Origin of the sequence: Flavobacterium sp. HJJ (assembly GCF_015351475.1) — a bacterium.
GTDB classification, from domain to species: Bacteria; Bacteroidota; Bacteroidia; order Flavobacteriales; family Flavobacteriaceae; genus Flavobacterium; species Flavobacterium marginilacus.
Genome location: NZ_JADKPR010000002.1, coordinates 96,538 through 111,779, shown reverse-complemented (window position 1 = coordinate 111,779; position 15,242 = coordinate 96,538). Strand labels below are relative to the sequence as shown.

Annotated in this window: 16 protein-coding genes; 7 read left to right on the top strand and 9 right to left on the bottom strand. The window is 32.8% G+C overall.

What is annotated here, in order from left to right:
- Positions 1–68: 68 nt before the first annotated feature.
- The 3 genes from IRZ80_RS02190 to hpt form a co-directional block, all read right to left on the bottom strand.
- The gene (locus IRZ80_RS02190; RefSeq protein WP_281637332.1) at positions 69–1,292 is read right to left on the bottom strand and encodes a hemolysin family protein; all 1,224 of its coding nucleotides are present in this window, start codon (positions 1,290–1,292) and stop codon (positions 69–71) included.
- 306 nt (positions 1,293–1,598) lie between these two features.
- Positions 1,599–2,171 (bottom strand): adenylate kinase, encoded by a 573-nt coding sequence (locus IRZ80_RS02185; RefSeq protein WP_194639845.1) that lies wholly within the window; start codon positions 2,169–2,171, stop codon positions 1,599–1,601.
- Between the two features lie 41 nt (positions 2,172–2,212).
- Positions 2,213–2,743 (bottom strand): hypoxanthine phosphoribosyltransferase, encoded by a 531-nt coding sequence (gene hpt / locus IRZ80_RS02180; RefSeq protein WP_194639843.1) that lies wholly within the window; start codon positions 2,741–2,743, stop codon positions 2,213–2,215.
- 88 nt (positions 2,744–2,831) lie between these two features.
- Here hpt and IRZ80_RS02175 point away from each other — a divergent pair, with 88 nt between their 5' ends.
- The 4 genes from IRZ80_RS02175 (at position 2,832) to IRZ80_RS02160 (ending at position 7,494) form a co-directional block, all read left to right on the top strand.
- Positions 2,832–3,380, top strand: a complete 549-nt coding sequence (locus tag IRZ80_RS02175) for a hypothetical protein (RefSeq protein WP_228520774.1) — start codon at positions 2,832–2,834, stop codon at positions 3,378–3,380.
- 79 nt (positions 3,381–3,459) lie between these two features.
- Positions 3,460–4,614, top strand: a complete 1,155-nt coding sequence (locus IRZ80_RS02170) for a 5-(carboxyamino)imidazole ribonucleotide synthase (protein WP_194639841.1) — start codon at positions 3,460–3,462, stop codon at positions 4,612–4,614.
- Positions 4,615–4,701: 87 nt separating this feature from the next.
- The gene (gene purE / locus IRZ80_RS02165; protein ID WP_194639839.1) at positions 4,702–5,187 is read left to right on the top strand and encodes a 5-(carboxyamino)imidazole ribonucleotide mutase; all 486 of its coding nucleotides are present in this window, start codon (positions 4,702–4,704) and stop codon (positions 5,185–5,187) included.
- Positions 5,188–5,466: 279 nt separating this feature from the next.
- A complete protein-coding gene (locus tag IRZ80_RS02160) occupies positions 5,467–7,494 on the top strand; it encodes a M3 family metallopeptidase (RefSeq protein WP_194639837.1) in 2,028 nt (675 codons plus the stop codon).
- A gap of 133 nt (positions 7,495–7,627) precedes the next feature.
- Here the strand turns inward: IRZ80_RS02160 and IRZ80_RS02155 are convergent, their stop codons facing one another.
- Positions 7,628–8,041, bottom strand: coding sequence for a DUF1842 domain-containing protein (locus IRZ80_RS02155; protein WP_194639835.1), 414 nt, complete (start codon positions 8,039–8,041; stop codon positions 7,628–7,630).
- Positions 8,042–8,442: 401 nt separating this feature from the next.
- Here IRZ80_RS02155 and IRZ80_RS02150 point away from each other — a divergent pair, with 401 nt between their 5' ends.
- The 3 genes from IRZ80_RS02150 to IRZ80_RS02140 all read left to right on the top strand — a co-directional run bounded on the left by IRZ80_RS02150 (position 8,443) and on the right by IRZ80_RS02140 (position 9,853).
- Entirely contained in the window at positions 8,443–8,946 is a 504-nt protein-coding gene (locus tag IRZ80_RS02150; RefSeq protein WP_194639833.1) for a GbsR/MarR family transcriptional regulator, read from the top strand.
- A 153-nt stretch (positions 8,947–9,099) separates the two neighbouring features.
- On the top strand, positions 9,100–9,447 hold the full coding sequence (locus IRZ80_RS02145) for a hypothetical protein (RefSeq protein WP_194639832.1): 348 nt from the start codon (positions 9,100–9,102) through the stop codon (positions 9,445–9,447).
- A gap of 19 nt (positions 9,448–9,466) precedes the next feature.
- Positions 9,467–9,853, top strand: a complete 387-nt coding sequence (locus IRZ80_RS02140) for a hypothetical protein (protein WP_194639830.1) — start codon at positions 9,467–9,469, stop codon at positions 9,851–9,853.
- A 144-nt stretch (positions 9,854–9,997) separates the two neighbouring features.
- On the opposite strand, the gene IRZ80_RS02135 is transcribed toward IRZ80_RS02140, so the two are convergent.
- From IRZ80_RS02135 to IRZ80_RS02115, 5 genes are all read right to left on the bottom strand, one after another.
- Positions 9,998–10,420 carry a hypothetical protein gene (locus IRZ80_RS02135; RefSeq protein WP_194639828.1) on the bottom strand — a complete coding sequence of 141 codons (423 nt, stop codon included), beginning with the start codon at positions 10,418–10,420 and terminating at the stop codon, positions 9,998–10,000.
- Positions 10,421–10,796: 376 nt separating this feature from the next.
- Positions 10,797–11,435, bottom strand: a complete 639-nt coding sequence (locus IRZ80_RS02130; protein ID WP_194639826.1) for a VWA domain-containing protein — start codon at positions 11,433–11,435, stop codon at positions 10,797–10,799.
- A gap of 427 nt (positions 11,436–11,862) precedes the next feature.
- A complete protein-coding gene (locus tag IRZ80_RS02125; RefSeq protein ID WP_194639825.1) occupies positions 11,863–12,609 on the bottom strand; it encodes a LytR/AlgR family response regulator transcription factor in 747 nt (248 codons plus the stop codon).
- Positions 12,596–14,338 (bottom strand): tetratricopeptide repeat-containing sensor histidine kinase, encoded by a 1,743-nt coding sequence (locus IRZ80_RS02120; RefSeq protein WP_194639823.1) that lies wholly within the window; start codon positions 14,336–14,338, stop codon positions 12,596–12,598. The genes IRZ80_RS02125 and IRZ80_RS02120 overlap by 14 nt, the downstream gene beginning before the upstream one ends.
- Before the next feature lie 80 nt (positions 14,339–14,418).
- Positions 14,419–14,865 (bottom strand): hypothetical protein, encoded by a 447-nt coding sequence (locus tag IRZ80_RS02115; protein ID WP_194639821.1) that lies wholly within the window; start codon positions 14,863–14,865, stop codon positions 14,419–14,421.
- Between the last annotated feature and the right edge of the window lie 377 nt (positions 14,866–15,242).

Sequence of the window (15,242 nt, the reverse complement as noted above, 5' to 3'; positions counted from 1 at the left end):
CGTTTAATCGTTTAATAGAAAATCTATCAACTTTAAACTTAAAACCTTAAACTATTTTTAAACTAAATTTAATCTTTTAAGGCTCTCACCATTACTTTATCGATCTTCACGCCATCCATATCGATAACTTCCAGCACAAATCTTTGCCAAATCAGCTTTTCGCCTTCTTTCGGAATATGTGATAACTCCGTCATTATTAAACCACTTAGAGTGGTCACTTCATAATCATTTATCAAATCATCCAGCTCGAAATAGGTAAGGAAATCGTGCAGTGAATAATGCCCGTCTACCATCCAGGTTCCGTCTTCTCTTTCAATTAACTGAAAATCGTCTTTATAGAAATCGGAAGCGTTTCCAACCAAAGCTTCCAGAATATCATTCAGCGTAATAATTCCTTGAAAAACTCCATATTCATCGGAAACCAATGCATAATGAATTCCTGTTTTTTTGAATTGTTCCAATGCCTTATAAGCAGTTGTCTGCTCCATCATAAATGGGGCATCAGTCATAATTTCTGCCAGATTAAAATTGTCATTATCAACATTAGCAAAAATGTTTTTCAAATTGACAACTCCAACGATATCATCGTGGTTTTCATTATAAACCGGGTAAACAGAATGCAGTTCTTTAATCATAAAACCTCTTACTTTGCTTTTATCAGCATGTAATGGCAGCATCATCACTGATTTTCTGTGAGTCATTAACGAATTTATTTTTCTATCTCCAATATGAAAAACACGCTCTACAATATCCTGCTCTATTTCCTGAACTTCTCCTCCTTCGGTACCCTCCTTGATAATTGCTTTTATCTCTTCCTCTGTTACTTTTCCGTCGGCGGTAGGTTTTATTTGCAGAATATCCAGTAAGAAATCAGTAGAAGTAGTTAACAGCCATATAAAAGGTGCTGTTATTATAGAAATTATTTTCATTGGCAAAGCCACTGCTTTGGCAATTCCTTCTGGATAGTTTAATCCAATTCTTTTAGGAAGTAATTCTCCTAATACCAATGAAAAAAAAGTCAATACAACAACAACAATCCCAACGGCAATTGAATGAGCATAAGGAATCAGTATCTGAAATCCTTTTACAAAAGCTTCAACATCGGCAGTAATTTTATCGCCGCTGTAAATCCCTGTCAGTATTCCAATAAGTGTAATTCCTATTTGTACTGTTGACAAAAACTTATTCGGTGAATTGGCCAAATCCAAAGCAGTCTGGGCATTTTTGTTTCCTTTTTTTGCTGCGGTTTCCAATCTGTTTTTTCGAGCCGAAATCAATGCAATTTCAGACATAGAGAAAACCCCATTTAAGAGTATTAGAAAAAATATTATAACTATTTCCAATGTTTAGATAATTCGTTTATACTTTGGATTTATGCAATCCTTTTGTTATGCATTCTTATTTTAATAGCCCAGATGGAAGTGAAAAGCTCATAGCTATAAAAAACTAATTTTTCCTGTTATAAAAGAGCAGATCTTCATCCCGACCCTCTCCAAAAGAGAGAGAAACAGGATGATTCCTTCTTACTTCTCCTTTTATGACATAGAAAAATTAGTTTTTTATAGCTGTGACTTGTAATGTACAGCTGGAGAATGCTCCTATAAATTATCGATAACCGCTGTAAGTCTTTCAGTAATTTCCTGAATAGTTCCTATCCCGTTTACTGCATGAAACTTATTTTGATCCTTATAATATCCTATCAGCGGAGCCGTTTTTTCATTATATTCCTGATAACGGTTTCTGATTTTTTCTTCGTCCTGATCATCAACTCTTCCGCTTGTTTTTCCTCTTTCCAATAATCTGGCAACCAAAATATTGTCATCAGCTTCCAAAGCTACTGTAGCAGCAACGTTTGAACCAATTGTCGGTAAAAAAGCATCCAGTGCTTCAGCCTGAGCGATAGTTCTTGGATAACCGTCGAATAAAATTCCGTTGGAATCCAAGTGTTTGTTCACCTCATCAATAAGCATTTTGGTTGTTAATTCATCTGGAACCAAATCCCCGGCATCCATAAAAACTCTTGCTTCTTTACCAAGCGGTGTATCATTTTTCAGATTGTAACGAAAAACATCTCCGGTTGAAATATGTGTTAATTTGTATTTTTCTTTTAAAAATTCTGCCTGAGTTCCTTTTCCTGCTCCCGGCTTTCCAAATAAAATTATATTAATCATTCCTTTTTTATATGTGGTTTTTACTATTTTTAGTTTTTTGGTTACTCTTTTAACTGATACACTTCTGGCAGATTTCTGCCCAATCCATCGTAATCCAATCCAAAACCTACGATGAATTTATTTGGAATCCGGATTCCAATATAATCAATTTTCAGATCTTTTTTGAAAGCATCCGGTTTGAAAAAAAGTGTTGCTATTTTAAAATGTTTTACATTCTGGCTTTTGAACAATTTTTTCAGTTCCTCTAATGTATTTCCTGTGTCGATAATATCTTCTATAACAATTACGGTACGGCCTGTTAAGTCCTGATTCAGCCCTATTAACTGCTTAACAGAATCGGTAGAGGATGTCCCCTCATAAGAAGCTAATTTGATAAAAGAAACTTCGCACGGTTTTTTGTATAATTTTAAAAAATCAGAAACTACCATAAAAGAACCATTCAGTACTCCAATAAAAATCGGCGTTTCATCAAAAAAATCGTCTTCTATCTGTGCTGCCATTTTTTCGATAGCAAAGTTTATCTCTTTGGCAGAAATAAACGGAACAAATTGTTTATCGTGTAGTTGTATCACAGTTTTATATTTTAAAATATTTGGCAAAGATAGGGATTTCACTTTTGACAATTGTCAATTGATTTGTACTTTTAAATCAAAAACAGAAATGATGGTCAGCGAATTCCAGAAAAATTTAGATTATATAACAGGACATAGAGAAAACCGACAAAAATATGCTGATGAAGTACTGTATAATCCAGAACTTTTCCCTGAATTAATTCGGCTGTGTTTTCAGGTTTCAAATAAAAATTCGGCCAAAGCCTGCTGGATTTTGGAATTTGTCTGTTACCAAAAACTGGAATGGATTGAAAATCATCTGGATTATTTTTGTTCCAATATCAAAAACCTGAAAGATGAAAGCGCCATTCGCCCCGTTGCCAAAATCTGTCAGCTGCTGATTCATTCTCATTATAAAAAAAGTGAAATACAGCTTTCTGAAAAGCATCTGGAAGCAATCATCGAAAGTTCTTTTGACTGGCTGATTAACGATACCAAAGTAGCGTCCAAAGCTTATTCAATGAGAACTTTTTACCTATTAGGACAGCATTATGACTGGATTCATCCCGAATTGAAAACTATTGCCACAAAAGATTTTCCAAATCACAGTGCCGCTTATAAAGCCGTTGCCAAAGAAGTTTTGAAGAAAATAAAATAGCATTTTCCTATTCGATTAGGAAAAAGTATCTTTGCAGTTGCTGGCAATGTGCTGAGCAGACAATGTAAATACAATCACAATGAACTATTTTTCTTCTGATTTTAAATTAGGAATCTTAGGCGGCGGACAGCTTGGCAAAATGCTGCTGTCTGACACCCGAAAATTTGATATTCAAACTTACGTTTTAGACCCAAGTGACGAAGCTCCAAGTAAAATTGCCTGTAACCATTTTGTACAAGGCGATTTGATGGATTTTGAAACTGTTTACAATTTTGGAAAACAAGTAGATGTTTTGACCTTTGAAATTGAGCTGGTAAATCTTGAGGCGCTTGAAAAGCTGGAAAATGAAGGCAAAAAAGTATATCCTTCTCCAAAAACGCTAAAACTCATACAAAATAAAGGAATCCAAAAGGATTTTTATATCAAAAATAATATCCCGACAGCTCCTTTCAAGCGTTATTCTACTCTAAAAAACTTAGTAGTTGATTTAGTAGAAGCAAATATTCAGCTTCCTTTTGTATGGAAATGTACTGAATTTGGATATGACGGAAACGGCGTAAAAATCATTCGGCAGACAGCTGATTTAGAAAATTTACCAAATGTAGAATGCATTGCTGAAACAATGGTGCCTTTCAAAAATGAATTAGCTGTAATTGTCTGCCAAAGTCCTTCCGGCGAAATCAAAACCTACCCAGTTGTAGAAATGGAATTTCATCCAGAAGCCAATCAGGTAGAATATGTGATCTGCCCAGCCAGGATTGATGATAAAGTTGCCGAAAAAGCAAGAGCGATTGCATTGAATGTATCGCAGCAATTTAATCATGTTGGCCTTTTGGCAGTTGAAATGTTCCAAACCAAAGATGATGAAATTCTGGTAAACGAAGTAGCACCGCGTCCGCACAACTCAGGACATTACTCAATCGAGGCTAGCTATACTTCGCAGTTTGAAAATCATCTGCGCGCTATTCTTGATTTACCTCTTGGAAACACAGACAGTAAAGCTGCCGGAATTATGGTAAACTTAGTCGGTGCCGAAGGTTTTTCTGGCGACGTGATTTATGAAAACATCGAAACTATTTTGGGCTGGAACGGCGTTACCCCGCACATTTACGGCAAAAAACAAACCCGCCCTTTCCGCAAAATGGGACACGTAACCATTGTCAATGAAGATATGGCCGAAGCAAGACGCATCGCAGCCGATGTTAAGAATACGATTAGAGTGATATCCAGATAATTAAAAAATTTAAAGATTGAAAAATTTAAAGATGGATGCAGTATTTTTTAGATTTTTCAATCATTTAATCTTTAAATAAAAAAACAAATGAGCAAAGTAGCTGTAATAATGGGAAGCATTTCGGATATGCCGGTAATGCAGGATGCCATAGATATTTTAAAAAGTTTTAACATAGAAACCGAAGTCGACATCGTTTCGGCACACAGAACACCCGAAAAACTGTTTGATTTCAGTATGAACGCACACAATCGCGGAATTTCGGCAATTATTGCTGGAGCTGGAGGCGCAGCGCATTTACCTGGAATGGTAGCTTCGATGTCACCGCTTCCTGTAATTGGAGTTCCTGTAAAATCAAGCAATTCTATTGATGGCTGGGACAGTGTTTTATCTATTTTACAAATGCCTGGCGGTGTACCAGTAGCAACTGTTGCTTTAAACGGAGCAAAAAATGCCGGAATCCTTGCTGCACAAATTATAGGAAGTGCCGATAAAACTGTTTTAGACAAAATCATCGCCTACAAAGAAGGACTGAAAAAAGCCGTTTATCAATCTTCGGAAAACTTGAATAAATAAAAAAAAGCTCCTAAAATACGGAGCTTTTTTTTGATATTGCAAAATTCTAAACTCGGGGAAATTTAGCATTTTCAATACTTTTTTCTTTTAGGTTAGGGACAAAAAGAGTTTGTTTTTTTGACAGTATTAATTCTATTAAAGAAATTAATTATTCGACAAAAATACACAAAATATCGATTAAATACATTTTACTTTTAAATTTTAATGAAGTTTATTTTTTTTCAATTTCAGACAAAAAAATAAACTCCTAATATTTGGAACAAAACAGATCTTATAATTATGAATATACTACTCAATAAATTTGACACCAGGCTAGATACAGCGCCATTTTCACAAATAAAAAACGAAGATTATCTTCCTGCATTTCAGGAAGCAATTGATATGGCCAAAGCCGAAATTGATGCAATAATTAACAATGCAGAAAACCCGACTTTTCAAAACACTATTGAAGCTTTGTCATTTAGCGGCGATACTTTGGACCGGATTTCAAATATCTTTTTCAACTTAAATTCGGCAGAAACGAGTGACGAAATGCAAAAAATTGCTCAGGAAGTTTCGCCGTTATTATCTGAATTTGGAAATGATATCCGCTTGAATACTGCTTTATTTGCCAAAGTAAAAACAGTTTACGATCAAAGAGAATCTTTGAATTTAAATCCAGAACAAACAACACTTCTTGACAAACAATACAAAAGCTTTTCCAGAAACGGAGCTAATCTGCCGGAAGAAAAGAAAAATCAGTTAAGGGAAATCGACAAAGAATTGTCCAAATTGAGTTTACAGTTTGGCGAAAATGCTTTGGCCGAAACCAATGCTTTCGAACTGCATCTTACTGACGAAAATGATTTAGCCGGCTTACCAGAAGGAACTATCGAAGCGGCTCGTTCATTGGCGAAAGCCCAAGAAAAAGAAGGCTGGATTTTCACTTTGGACCACCCTAGTTACCTGCCTTTTGTGACGTATGCAGACAACCGCGAACTGCGTAAAAAAATAGCTCTTGCTTTTGGAGCAAGATGTTTTCAGAATAACGAATTCGACAATCAGGAAATCGTTTTAAAAATTGCTAAACTGCGCTTTGAAAGAGCTAATCTTTTAGGATACAAAACCCACGCAAATTTTGTTCTAGAAGAACGCATGGCCGAAAGTCCGGAGAAAGTAAAATCGTTTTTAAATGATTTATTAGCAAAAGCCAAGCCTGCTGCCCAAAAAGAATTTGAACAATTATCAGCTTTCGCAAAAGAACTGGACGGTATAGAACAGCTTGAAAAATGGGACGGCACTTACTATTCGGAAAAACTGAAACAGCAGTTATTTAATTTAGATGACGAGAAACTGAAACCCTATTTCCAATTGGAAAAAGTGCTGAACGGTGCTTTTACCATAGCAGGAAAATTGTTTGGTTTGACTTTTACTGAAATTTTTGACATCGACAAATACCACGAAGAAGTTACTACCTATGAAGTAAAAGACAAAAACAATGAATTGGTTGCGCTTTTCTACGCTGATTTCTTTCCAAGAAAAGGAAAGCGAAACGGTGCTTGGATGACTTCGTTCAAATCACAATACATCAAAGACGGCGTAAACGAAAGACCGCACATTTCAAATGTCTGCAACTTTACAAAACCTACCGAAACCAAACCGTCGTTATTGACATTTAATGAAGTAACAACCCTATTCCACGAATTTGGTCATGGCTTACACGGAATGCTGGCCGATACTGTTTATCCAAATCTTTCGGGGACATCGGTATATTGGGACTTTGTGGAACTGCCAAGCCAGATTATGGAAAACTGGTGCTATGAACCAGAAGCTTTGGCTCTGTTTGCACACCATTATGAAACCGGGGAAGTTATTCCACAGGAATATGTAGAAAAAATCAAGGAGAGTGCTAGTTTCCAGGAAGGAATGGCAACGATGCGCCAACTGAGTTTTGGATTACTGGATATGGGCTGGCACGGGCAAGATCCAACCAACATTACCGATATAAAAGCCTTTGAGACAGAATATTTTGCCTCTACGCAATTGTATCCAGATGTAAAGGAAAATGCAATCAGCACAGCCTTTTCACATATTTTCCAAGGAGGTTATTCTTCTGGCTATTACAGTTACAAATGGGCCGAAGTTCTTGACGCAGACGCATTCGAATATTTTCAGGAGAAAGGAATTTTCAACAAAGAAGTGGCTGATAAATTCAAAGAAAATGTCCTTTCAAAAGGCGGAACCGAACATCCAATGATTTTATACAAACGCTTTAGAGGACAGGAACCAAAACCGGATGCTTTGCTGAAAAGAGCAGGTCTTTTATAGATTTCTAAATTATTAAACTTTTTAAACATTTATAAAAACCGAGGCAGAAACGCTTCGGTTTTTATTTATTGTTAAAACAAAAAAGATTACCTGAATTAGGCAATCTTTTTAAATTAGTCAGTAAAAAATTATCTTAAACTGCTTGCTCTTTTAAGGTATTTACTGCTTTAACCGGTACGTTTTCAATAGTGTGTCTCCAGTATGAGAAACCTCCAACTCCATTCCACGCATTATCAATAGCTAAATGAGCATTGAACTCAGCCAAGAAAGAACCAATTGCCGGAGGAGGAACTGAATGCACATACTGCCCTTGCAGACTAACTAATTGTGTATATTTTCCTAATCCGGCTGCATATATTTTTCCTTTTACCTGAACAACAATGTGGCTGTCAGGACCGCTTACTGCCTGAGTAATTATTACTGTACCTGTTACGGTATGCTGTGATGGTACCACCACTAAACTAAATGTTGCGATTGGAGCACCTGGTGTTCCAACATTTCCAATTGTCCCTTTTGCTAAATAAGCACCTGCTAATAAATCTGCCATGATTTCTAAATTTTATTTTTATCTTACTCGTTAGGCTTTTCAGAACCGCCTCGTTTTTTTAAGTGGGATCTGCTCCACTTTTTTAATTGTATTTTTAATTAAATCAATAAACTTTGTTTTAAATCAGAAAAAAAACACCTTATATTCATTTGATAATCAATAACAAACAAATAAAATCCTTCTCTTTTTATTTTCTACATCAAAACTATACTAGACTTATAGAATTAATTAAAAAAATGCTGCAGAACAAAAAATTTCAGTTATGAAAGAAACAAAATCAAGCATAAGATAATTACTACTTTACTTTTGGAATGATTTTTTTAAAACAAACTTTCAATTATTTTTGAAAGTTTAAAAACTTTTGTTTACATTTGCTCCAACAAAAGGAAATAAATCCAAAAATGGAATTCAAAGAGGCAAAAAATAAATTCGTACAAACCTGGGGAGCATTAGGTTCTCAATGGGGAATTAATAAAACCATGGCGCAGATCCATGCTTTATTAATGGTCTCCAACAAAGCGGTTTCTATGGAAGACATCATGGAAGAATTACAAATTTCACGCGGTAACGCCAGCATGAACCTAAGAGCATTAATGGACTGGGGAATTGTCTACAAAGAATACAAAGCCGGCGAAAGAAAAGAGTTTTTTACTGCTGAAAAAGATTTAGACGAATTGGCTTCCAAAATTTCGAGAGAAAGAAGCAGGAGAGAAATCAAACCTGCGCTTAAAATCCTAAAAGAGGTTTCGACAATTGAAGCAAAAGATTCAGCCGAAGAAAAACACTTTGTTGACCAAACTACTAAATTGTATGATTTTGTTTTAAAAGCTGATAATGTCTTAGACAAAATGACAGAATTCAACGAAAACTGGTTAGGTAAATTGGTTTTAAAAATTATGAAATAGCCAACACTAAATATTTGATAATTAGATTAAATTTCTACTGGTTATTCAATGGGACAAATAAAAAACAATAAAAACGAATTAAATAGCAGTAAAAAAATTTACCACTAAGTTTCATTTTTTTCTGAAAGTTTAAAAATTTAAAAATAAATAATTATGAATTTCAACATTATCGGGTATTTAATTTACCTCAGCATTACGATTTTCATTATCCTGAAAGTTGGAAAAATATGCTACAAAAACGGAAATATTTATGTGGCAGAATTAATTCCAAACCACGCAGACATCTGCCAAAAAATCAATCAGGTATTACTCTTGGGATATTATCTTTTAAATATTGGTTACTGCGCCATGACCCTAATTTCCTGGCAAAAAATAACTTCTTCACCCCAATTGATAGAAACCATCGGCACCAAAACCGCAGTCATCATTTTTATTATTTCGGTACTGCATTACACAAACATTTTAATATTAACCAAATACATTCACAAATTAATTAAATAACACTTAAATACTTATTATCATGGAAACTACAAAAATCTTAATCGGGTACGCTGTCTATTTACCAATCGCTTTATTCCTTACTTATTATGTTTCTAAAACACTTTTCAAAAACGGAAAAATATTTATGCTGGATATCTTCAAAGGAAGAGAAGAAATCGCTCAGGCAACCAACAAACTTTTCGAAACAGGCTTTTATCTGCTCAATATTGGTTTTGCTTTAATGATTCTCGAAATTCAGTTATATCAAAACAATTATCAGGAATTAGTCGAAAAATTAAGTTATAAAATAGGTGGTTTTTCTATTTATCTTGGACTTATGCTATTCTTAAATTTATATTTTTTCTTTAGAGGAAAAAGAAAAGCAAAAGAGAGTCAAAACATAGAACAATTAATAGTTAATGAATAATTTCATTCTAAAAGAGGCTGTCCGAAAAGTAAGGACAGCCTTTTTTTATAAAAACAAAAGATGTTTACTAATTTGAAACAAAACTATTATCGTTGCAATTGTGGATTTAAAACTCATGCCGTAACTGCATTTGCATTAAACTAATTAATTATCTGTTGATGAATTAAATAATGCTAAACTAATTACACAATCATTCCAATCATTATCAGATCCAGCATCATTAGAAAATAAAAATCCTTGATATGTTATAGCATCACCATTTGATTTAGTCCCAATTTCCATACTATTTTGTACTTGACCATCCAAACTACTAGAGTTAGTTTGAATTGATATAGCATATTGTAGTGTAATTCCTGGTGCATATACTGAAGCTGGGATTACAATACTATTAAATCCAAAATTATTATTAGGAAAAGAAATAGGTGTATTAATACCAGGCCCTGTAATTGTTGCACTGTAAGCATATCCAGAAGTAGTATAATATGTAATATTCAAAACTGTATTGGGATTATTTGTCCAATATGGTGTTAAATTTATTGTATAATTGTATGTATTTAAATCAGACATAATTTCTATAATTTAATTTTTTATCCCTACTCATAAGGCTTTTCTGGATTCGCCCCGTTTTTATAGTGGTTTCTGAACTCCACTGTTTACATTTATTTTCGCATTAATATATTTCAACAAGTCATTTAAAAAATACTGATAGCACAGTCGGGTTTATGCTTTTGAATAATTAATTGGAAAAAAATTAAAAATAAATCTAGCTAGCTTTTATTTCTTTAACAAAACCACCGAATTACTGTATTTTAAAAAAAAATAAGGAAGCCTTTTTTATTCATAAGGAAGTGCAGTTTTGGAACAAGATGACACCTTAGTTTTTTATAGTAACATAAAATTGAAAAAATGGTATCTAAGGTGTTTTCTTTTATTCTAAAAATTATTATACTTCAACACCTTTTATATAATTAAAAATTGTTGTAACAACTCCTTGGGTAGCAACATTTAACATCACATGTGATTCTCCATCACAGGCTGTTGTAATAGCTGTTGCCTGACCTGTAGAATCCAATTGATTATAAGGAGCCATACTAAAGGCGCATACGTTTATATTACGTTCTACAAGTGAGGCAATTGCTCCAACTTGAGTATAAGTTACTCCATTAATCTTGTCAGGATTATGACCATAGACATCCCCAAACCAAGCTACTATCCTAGTTGCGCCAGGACGCCAACCAGTATTACTCAAAATTCCTATCTGAGTTAACGCTCCCATTTGTCCTTCAGGTATGTCTCCTCCTCCCATAGGAATCAGCGCATTTACTGCATCTTGAATAAGTTTCTGATTGCCAGTAATCTTTTGTAAGACTTTAAATGGCACAGCATCACCGTTATCTCTATAAAAAGCAACTCCTAGTTGAACGTCCCAATTTGTTGATTTTGAAAACACATTCCATGCTTCAATAATGTTCTTTTGTACTTTAGCTATACAATTTGCCATACTGCCTGTCGCATCAGCCAAAAACATTATATCTACTCTTTGTCGAGACCCTTTAACTAAATTAAATCTTGATTGTTCCATGATTTCTAAAATTTATTTATTTATCCCTACTCATAAGGCTTTTCAGGTACCGCCCCGTTTTTATAGTGGTTTCTGAACTCCACTGTTTACATTTATTTTCGCATTAATATATTTCAACAAGTCATTCTAAAAATACTGTTAGCACAGTCGGGTTTATGCTTTTGAATCATTAAGCTGAAAAAAATTAGAAAAAATCTAGCTAGCTTTTTATTTCATATGTAAAACTAATACGACTCCACTTTTTTAATTATAAAAATGGAACAAGCAAAGCCTTCTTATCCACGAAAGTGTAAAAAATTAGCACAAAAAAAAGACTTAAAAAACAGTAATTGTCTTTTAAGTCTTTCTTTACAAATCTGAACCAATAAATTTAAGATTTTACATGGATCAAAAAATAGCTCTCCTTTAAGATCGTTTTTGAAGTATATTATCTTAGAGTACGGACTCTCTTTAAAATATCTTTATATTTCTCGCTGAGAGTTACCTTGTGTCCCCCAATCAAAAAAATAAGATTGTCTATAGGAATAATTTCTGTTATTTTTTGAATGTTTACAATATAATTTCTATGTGTTCTATAAAAAAGTTTTGCATCAAGCAACTCTAGTATTTTAGTTAATGAAATTAGAATTAAAAACTTTTCTTTTTCAGTAACTATATTGCAATATTTTTCTTCTACCTCAATATAAATAATATCCTGCAGATGCACTTTTTTGAGTGATTTCCCTTTTTTAATGAATAAAAATTCTTCACTAATAACGGTATTTTCTTCATCACTCAGAAAAACATCTTTTTGTCCATAAAATTTTTCGACGGCAAGTTCAAGAGCGAATAAAAGTTCTAGCTCATTAAATGGTTTCATCAGATAACTGAAAGGCTTGGTAAGTTTTGCTCTTTCAAAAATATGCATGTCAGTAGAACTTGTTAAAAAAACCAAAGGTTTTGGAGCATTGGGCAATACATTTATGGTTTCGGCAAATGCAATACCTTCTGGAGAACCATTTAGAAAAATATCTACAATAGCGATGTCTATTTTGTTGCTGCAAAAAAGAGCTAAAGCATCTTTATGATTTGCAGCTACACCAACTACATTATAGTTATTGGCTTCAAGTACTTTAATAAGGGCATCACTTTCTGATGGAGTATCTTCAACAATCAGCAGGTTAATTTTGTTCATGAGGCGGCGTTTTAAGCAAAGATACAATGAATTTTGTTCCTTTTCCTAACTCGCTTTTTATATCTAATTTTCCGTTATTCTTTTTAATCATTGACTTACACAACTGTAAGCCTAGACCTGTACCTATGCTCTTTTCATTTTGTTTTTTAGATAACAATGTACTGTCTTTAAGAAGATTTGCAATAGTATCGCCACTCATGCCAATACCATTGTCTTCAATAATTAAATCGCAATAGGTATCACTATCGTTTTGAGTATAAATTTTTATAAATCCATTTTCATTTGAAAATTTAATAGCATTGTCAAAAAAATTTCGCAGCAGTAATTTTAGCGATTCCTGATCGGCAAGAACGAAATCTTTTTTGGAGATTGTATTTTCAAAAAGAATATTTTTCTCTGCCATCAAAGGCTGATAATTGTATGCCACTTGCTCTACTATAAAAAATAAACGCAAAGAAGTGATTTCAAAATAAGCCTGTTTTGTTTGCAATAATGCCCAGTGCAAAAGGTTATCTAATAAATTGTAAGTACTGTTTGCAATACCACTATTTTGATGCAATATGGTATCAATTTCTTCCAGATCTTTTGTGGCTACTTTTTCTAATAACCTGGCATTACTGGTTTTCATAGCATGTACCGAGGAACGCAAATCATGACTTACTATAGAAAAAAGCCTGTCTTTTGTGGCATTCAACTCATCTAGGGTTTCTTTTTGAGCTAAGATGATTTTGTTGGTTTTTATTTTTTCTTTATAAAAATAGACAGATACTCCAAGTAATAACAACAAAACAATAGCAGAATAAAAAAGCCCATTTCTCTCGGTAACTTTTATTTTGTTTTCTGCTTGTAACAAGCTCACTTCTTTTTGTTTTTGTTTAACTGCAAATTTCTTTTCTAACTCCGCAACTTCCCATATTTTATTTTGATTGTTCAAAGAATCTTTCCATTGATCGGATTCTTCTCTATACTTTAATGCTTTTGCAAAATTATTACGGTTTTTCTCAACAGCAGACATATTGCGAGCTGCTCTTCTTTTTAAATCGAAATTTTTGATTTTTTTAGATAAAGCATAGGCTTTCTCAAAATAGGGAATGGCGAGATTGTCTTTGTATTGAAGATAATATAAATTAGCAACATCTCCATAAGCATTGACGAGCAATAAAGAATCTCTTTGTTGTTCATATAATTTGATACTTTTGAGCAAATAAAATTCAGCCTTATCAAACTCCTCAAGATGCATATAGCAAATTCCTAAATTATACTTAACGCTACTTTTCTCTATACCTAGAAGATTATTATCTTTTACAAGTTCAATCTCTTTGAAATAATTAATTGCTTTTTGAAATTCTTTTTGTTCTAATGAAATATCACCAAGAAACATTTTGATATGGTTATAAAATTCAAAATATTTAGAAATTAAAGTAAATTCTTTTTTACTCTCAATAAAAATTTTTTTTTCTTTAAAACTGAATCCTCTAAAAAAATGACAGAAATTCTCAATCTCTTTATTTTTATTTCCAGTACTTAATTGTTTCATTGAGTAAACTAAAGTAGAGTCCCATTCTTTTTGTAAAAAAAAAGATCGTGCTTTATTAAAATTAGGCTCACTAATGAATTTTCTACTTTTTATTATAATTTCTTTTTCAAAAGTGCTATAGCTTTTTTGAGAAAAAAATAATTGAGAAAAAAATAAAAAACAAAATATTAATATTCTATAAAAAACTTTCATTTGCTAATTTTAGCTAGCAATTTAGTTAAAATAAAAAACAGAACTTAAATAAAGCTCTGTTTTTTATTTCAACTTATTTCTTACACACCGGTTTGTACAGACGTTTCAGTACCTCTTGACGTTTCTGGATCTGAATCCCATAGAAACACTTTTATTATTTCTGGCTTCATCCCTAATAAATGTGCGCTCGTTAAGGTAAAACTAACTTGATAGCCATTAAAAGTCGTCGATGGACTATTAGTATCATTGTAAGAAATGTAAAATGCTGGTCTTAAAACATTATTATCCCAAGTAACGTTAAGATCGTTTTCTGTTATAGTAATAGTAGACTCAATAAAAATAACAACAGAAACTGATATATCGTTATCGTTTGCAACGAAGTTTGCTTGAACAAGAGGCGGAAGTGGATTTTTACCTCTATTGTTTAAAAAACATATATTCCCATCACAAGGAAAAAAAGATTCAATACTTAATTGAGTCCCCGGAGAGTTAATAATGTTTGCCTTTTTTGTAATTGTTTCGCTCATAATAATTTGTTTTTTAATTTAAAAAAAATGAAATACTATTTAATTTGATTGTGAAATTTATCTATGATGTTGTGAAAAAAGTCTATTTTAGAATTCAATTATTGCTTATAAATCCATATTGTGTAATCTACTTAATCTTCCAAAAACGAAACAAAATTTTATCCTGCAAAATTTTTTCTGGAATTTGTGATAAGATACTGCGTATTCACTATATAAATAAATCCAAAGATTAAACTAGGAATACAACACTTTACTTTTTTTCTTTCCACAACTTTACGTTTTTAGTGATTAAACTCAAATTTACAATTTAGTTCAAAAGAGTTTTCTATTATAAATGAAGATATTACTAAAAAAAATCTTTATAAGAACAAATCTAT

Bases quoted from the DNA above. Each gene is read 5' to 3' on its own strand.
- IRZ80_RS02190 (WP_281637332.1), bottom strand. From the start codon at position 1,292: ATGTCTGAAATTGCATTGATTTCGGCTCGAAAAAACAGATTGGAAACC.
- IRZ80_RS02185 (WP_194639845.1), bottom strand. From the start codon at position 2,171: ATGATTAATATAATTTTATTTGGAAAGCCGGGAGCAGGAAAAGGAACT.
- IRZ80_RS02175 (WP_228520774.1), top strand. From the start codon at position 2,832: ATGATGGTCAGCGAATTCCAGAAAAATTTAGATTATATAACAGGACAT.
- IRZ80_RS02170 (WP_194639841.1), top strand. From the start codon at position 3,460: ATGAACTATTTTTCTTCTGATTTTAAATTAGGAATCTTAGGCGGCGGA.
- purE (WP_194639839.1), top strand. From the start codon at position 4,702: ATGAGCAAAGTAGCTGTAATAATGGGAAGCATTTCGGATATGCCGGTA.
- IRZ80_RS02160 (WP_194639837.1), top strand. From the start codon at position 5,467: ATGAATATACTACTCAATAAATTTGACACCAGGCTAGATACAGCGCCA.
- IRZ80_RS02155 (WP_194639835.1), bottom strand. From the start codon at position 8,041: ATGGCAGATTTATTAGCAGGTGCTTATTTAGCAAAAGGGACAATTGGA.
- IRZ80_RS02150 (WP_194639833.1), top strand. From the start codon at position 8,443: ATGGAATTCAAAGAGGCAAAAAATAAATTCGTACAAACCTGGGGAGCA.
- IRZ80_RS02145 (WP_194639832.1), top strand. From the start codon at position 9,100: ATGAATTTCAACATTATCGGGTATTTAATTTACCTCAGCATTACGATT.
- IRZ80_RS02140 (WP_194639830.1), top strand. From the start codon at position 9,467: ATGGAAACTACAAAAATCTTAATCGGGTACGCTGTCTATTTACCAATC.
- IRZ80_RS02135 (WP_194639828.1), bottom strand. From the start codon at position 10,420: ATGTCTGATTTAAATACATACAATTATACAATAAATTTAACACCATAT.
- IRZ80_RS02130 (WP_194639826.1), bottom strand. From the start codon at position 11,435: ATGGAACAATCAAGATTTAATTTAGTTAAAGGGTCTCGACAAAGAGTA.
- IRZ80_RS02125 (WP_194639825.1), bottom strand. From the start codon at position 12,609: ATGAACAAAATTAACCTGCTGATTGTTGAAGATACTCCATCAGAAAGT.
- IRZ80_RS02120 (WP_194639823.1), bottom strand. From the start codon at position 14,338: ATGAAAGTTTTTTATAGAATATTAATATTTTGTTTTTTATTTTTTTCT.
- IRZ80_RS02115 (WP_194639821.1), bottom strand. From the start codon at position 14,865: ATGAGCGAAACAATTACAAAAAAGGCAAACATTATTAACTCTCCGGGG.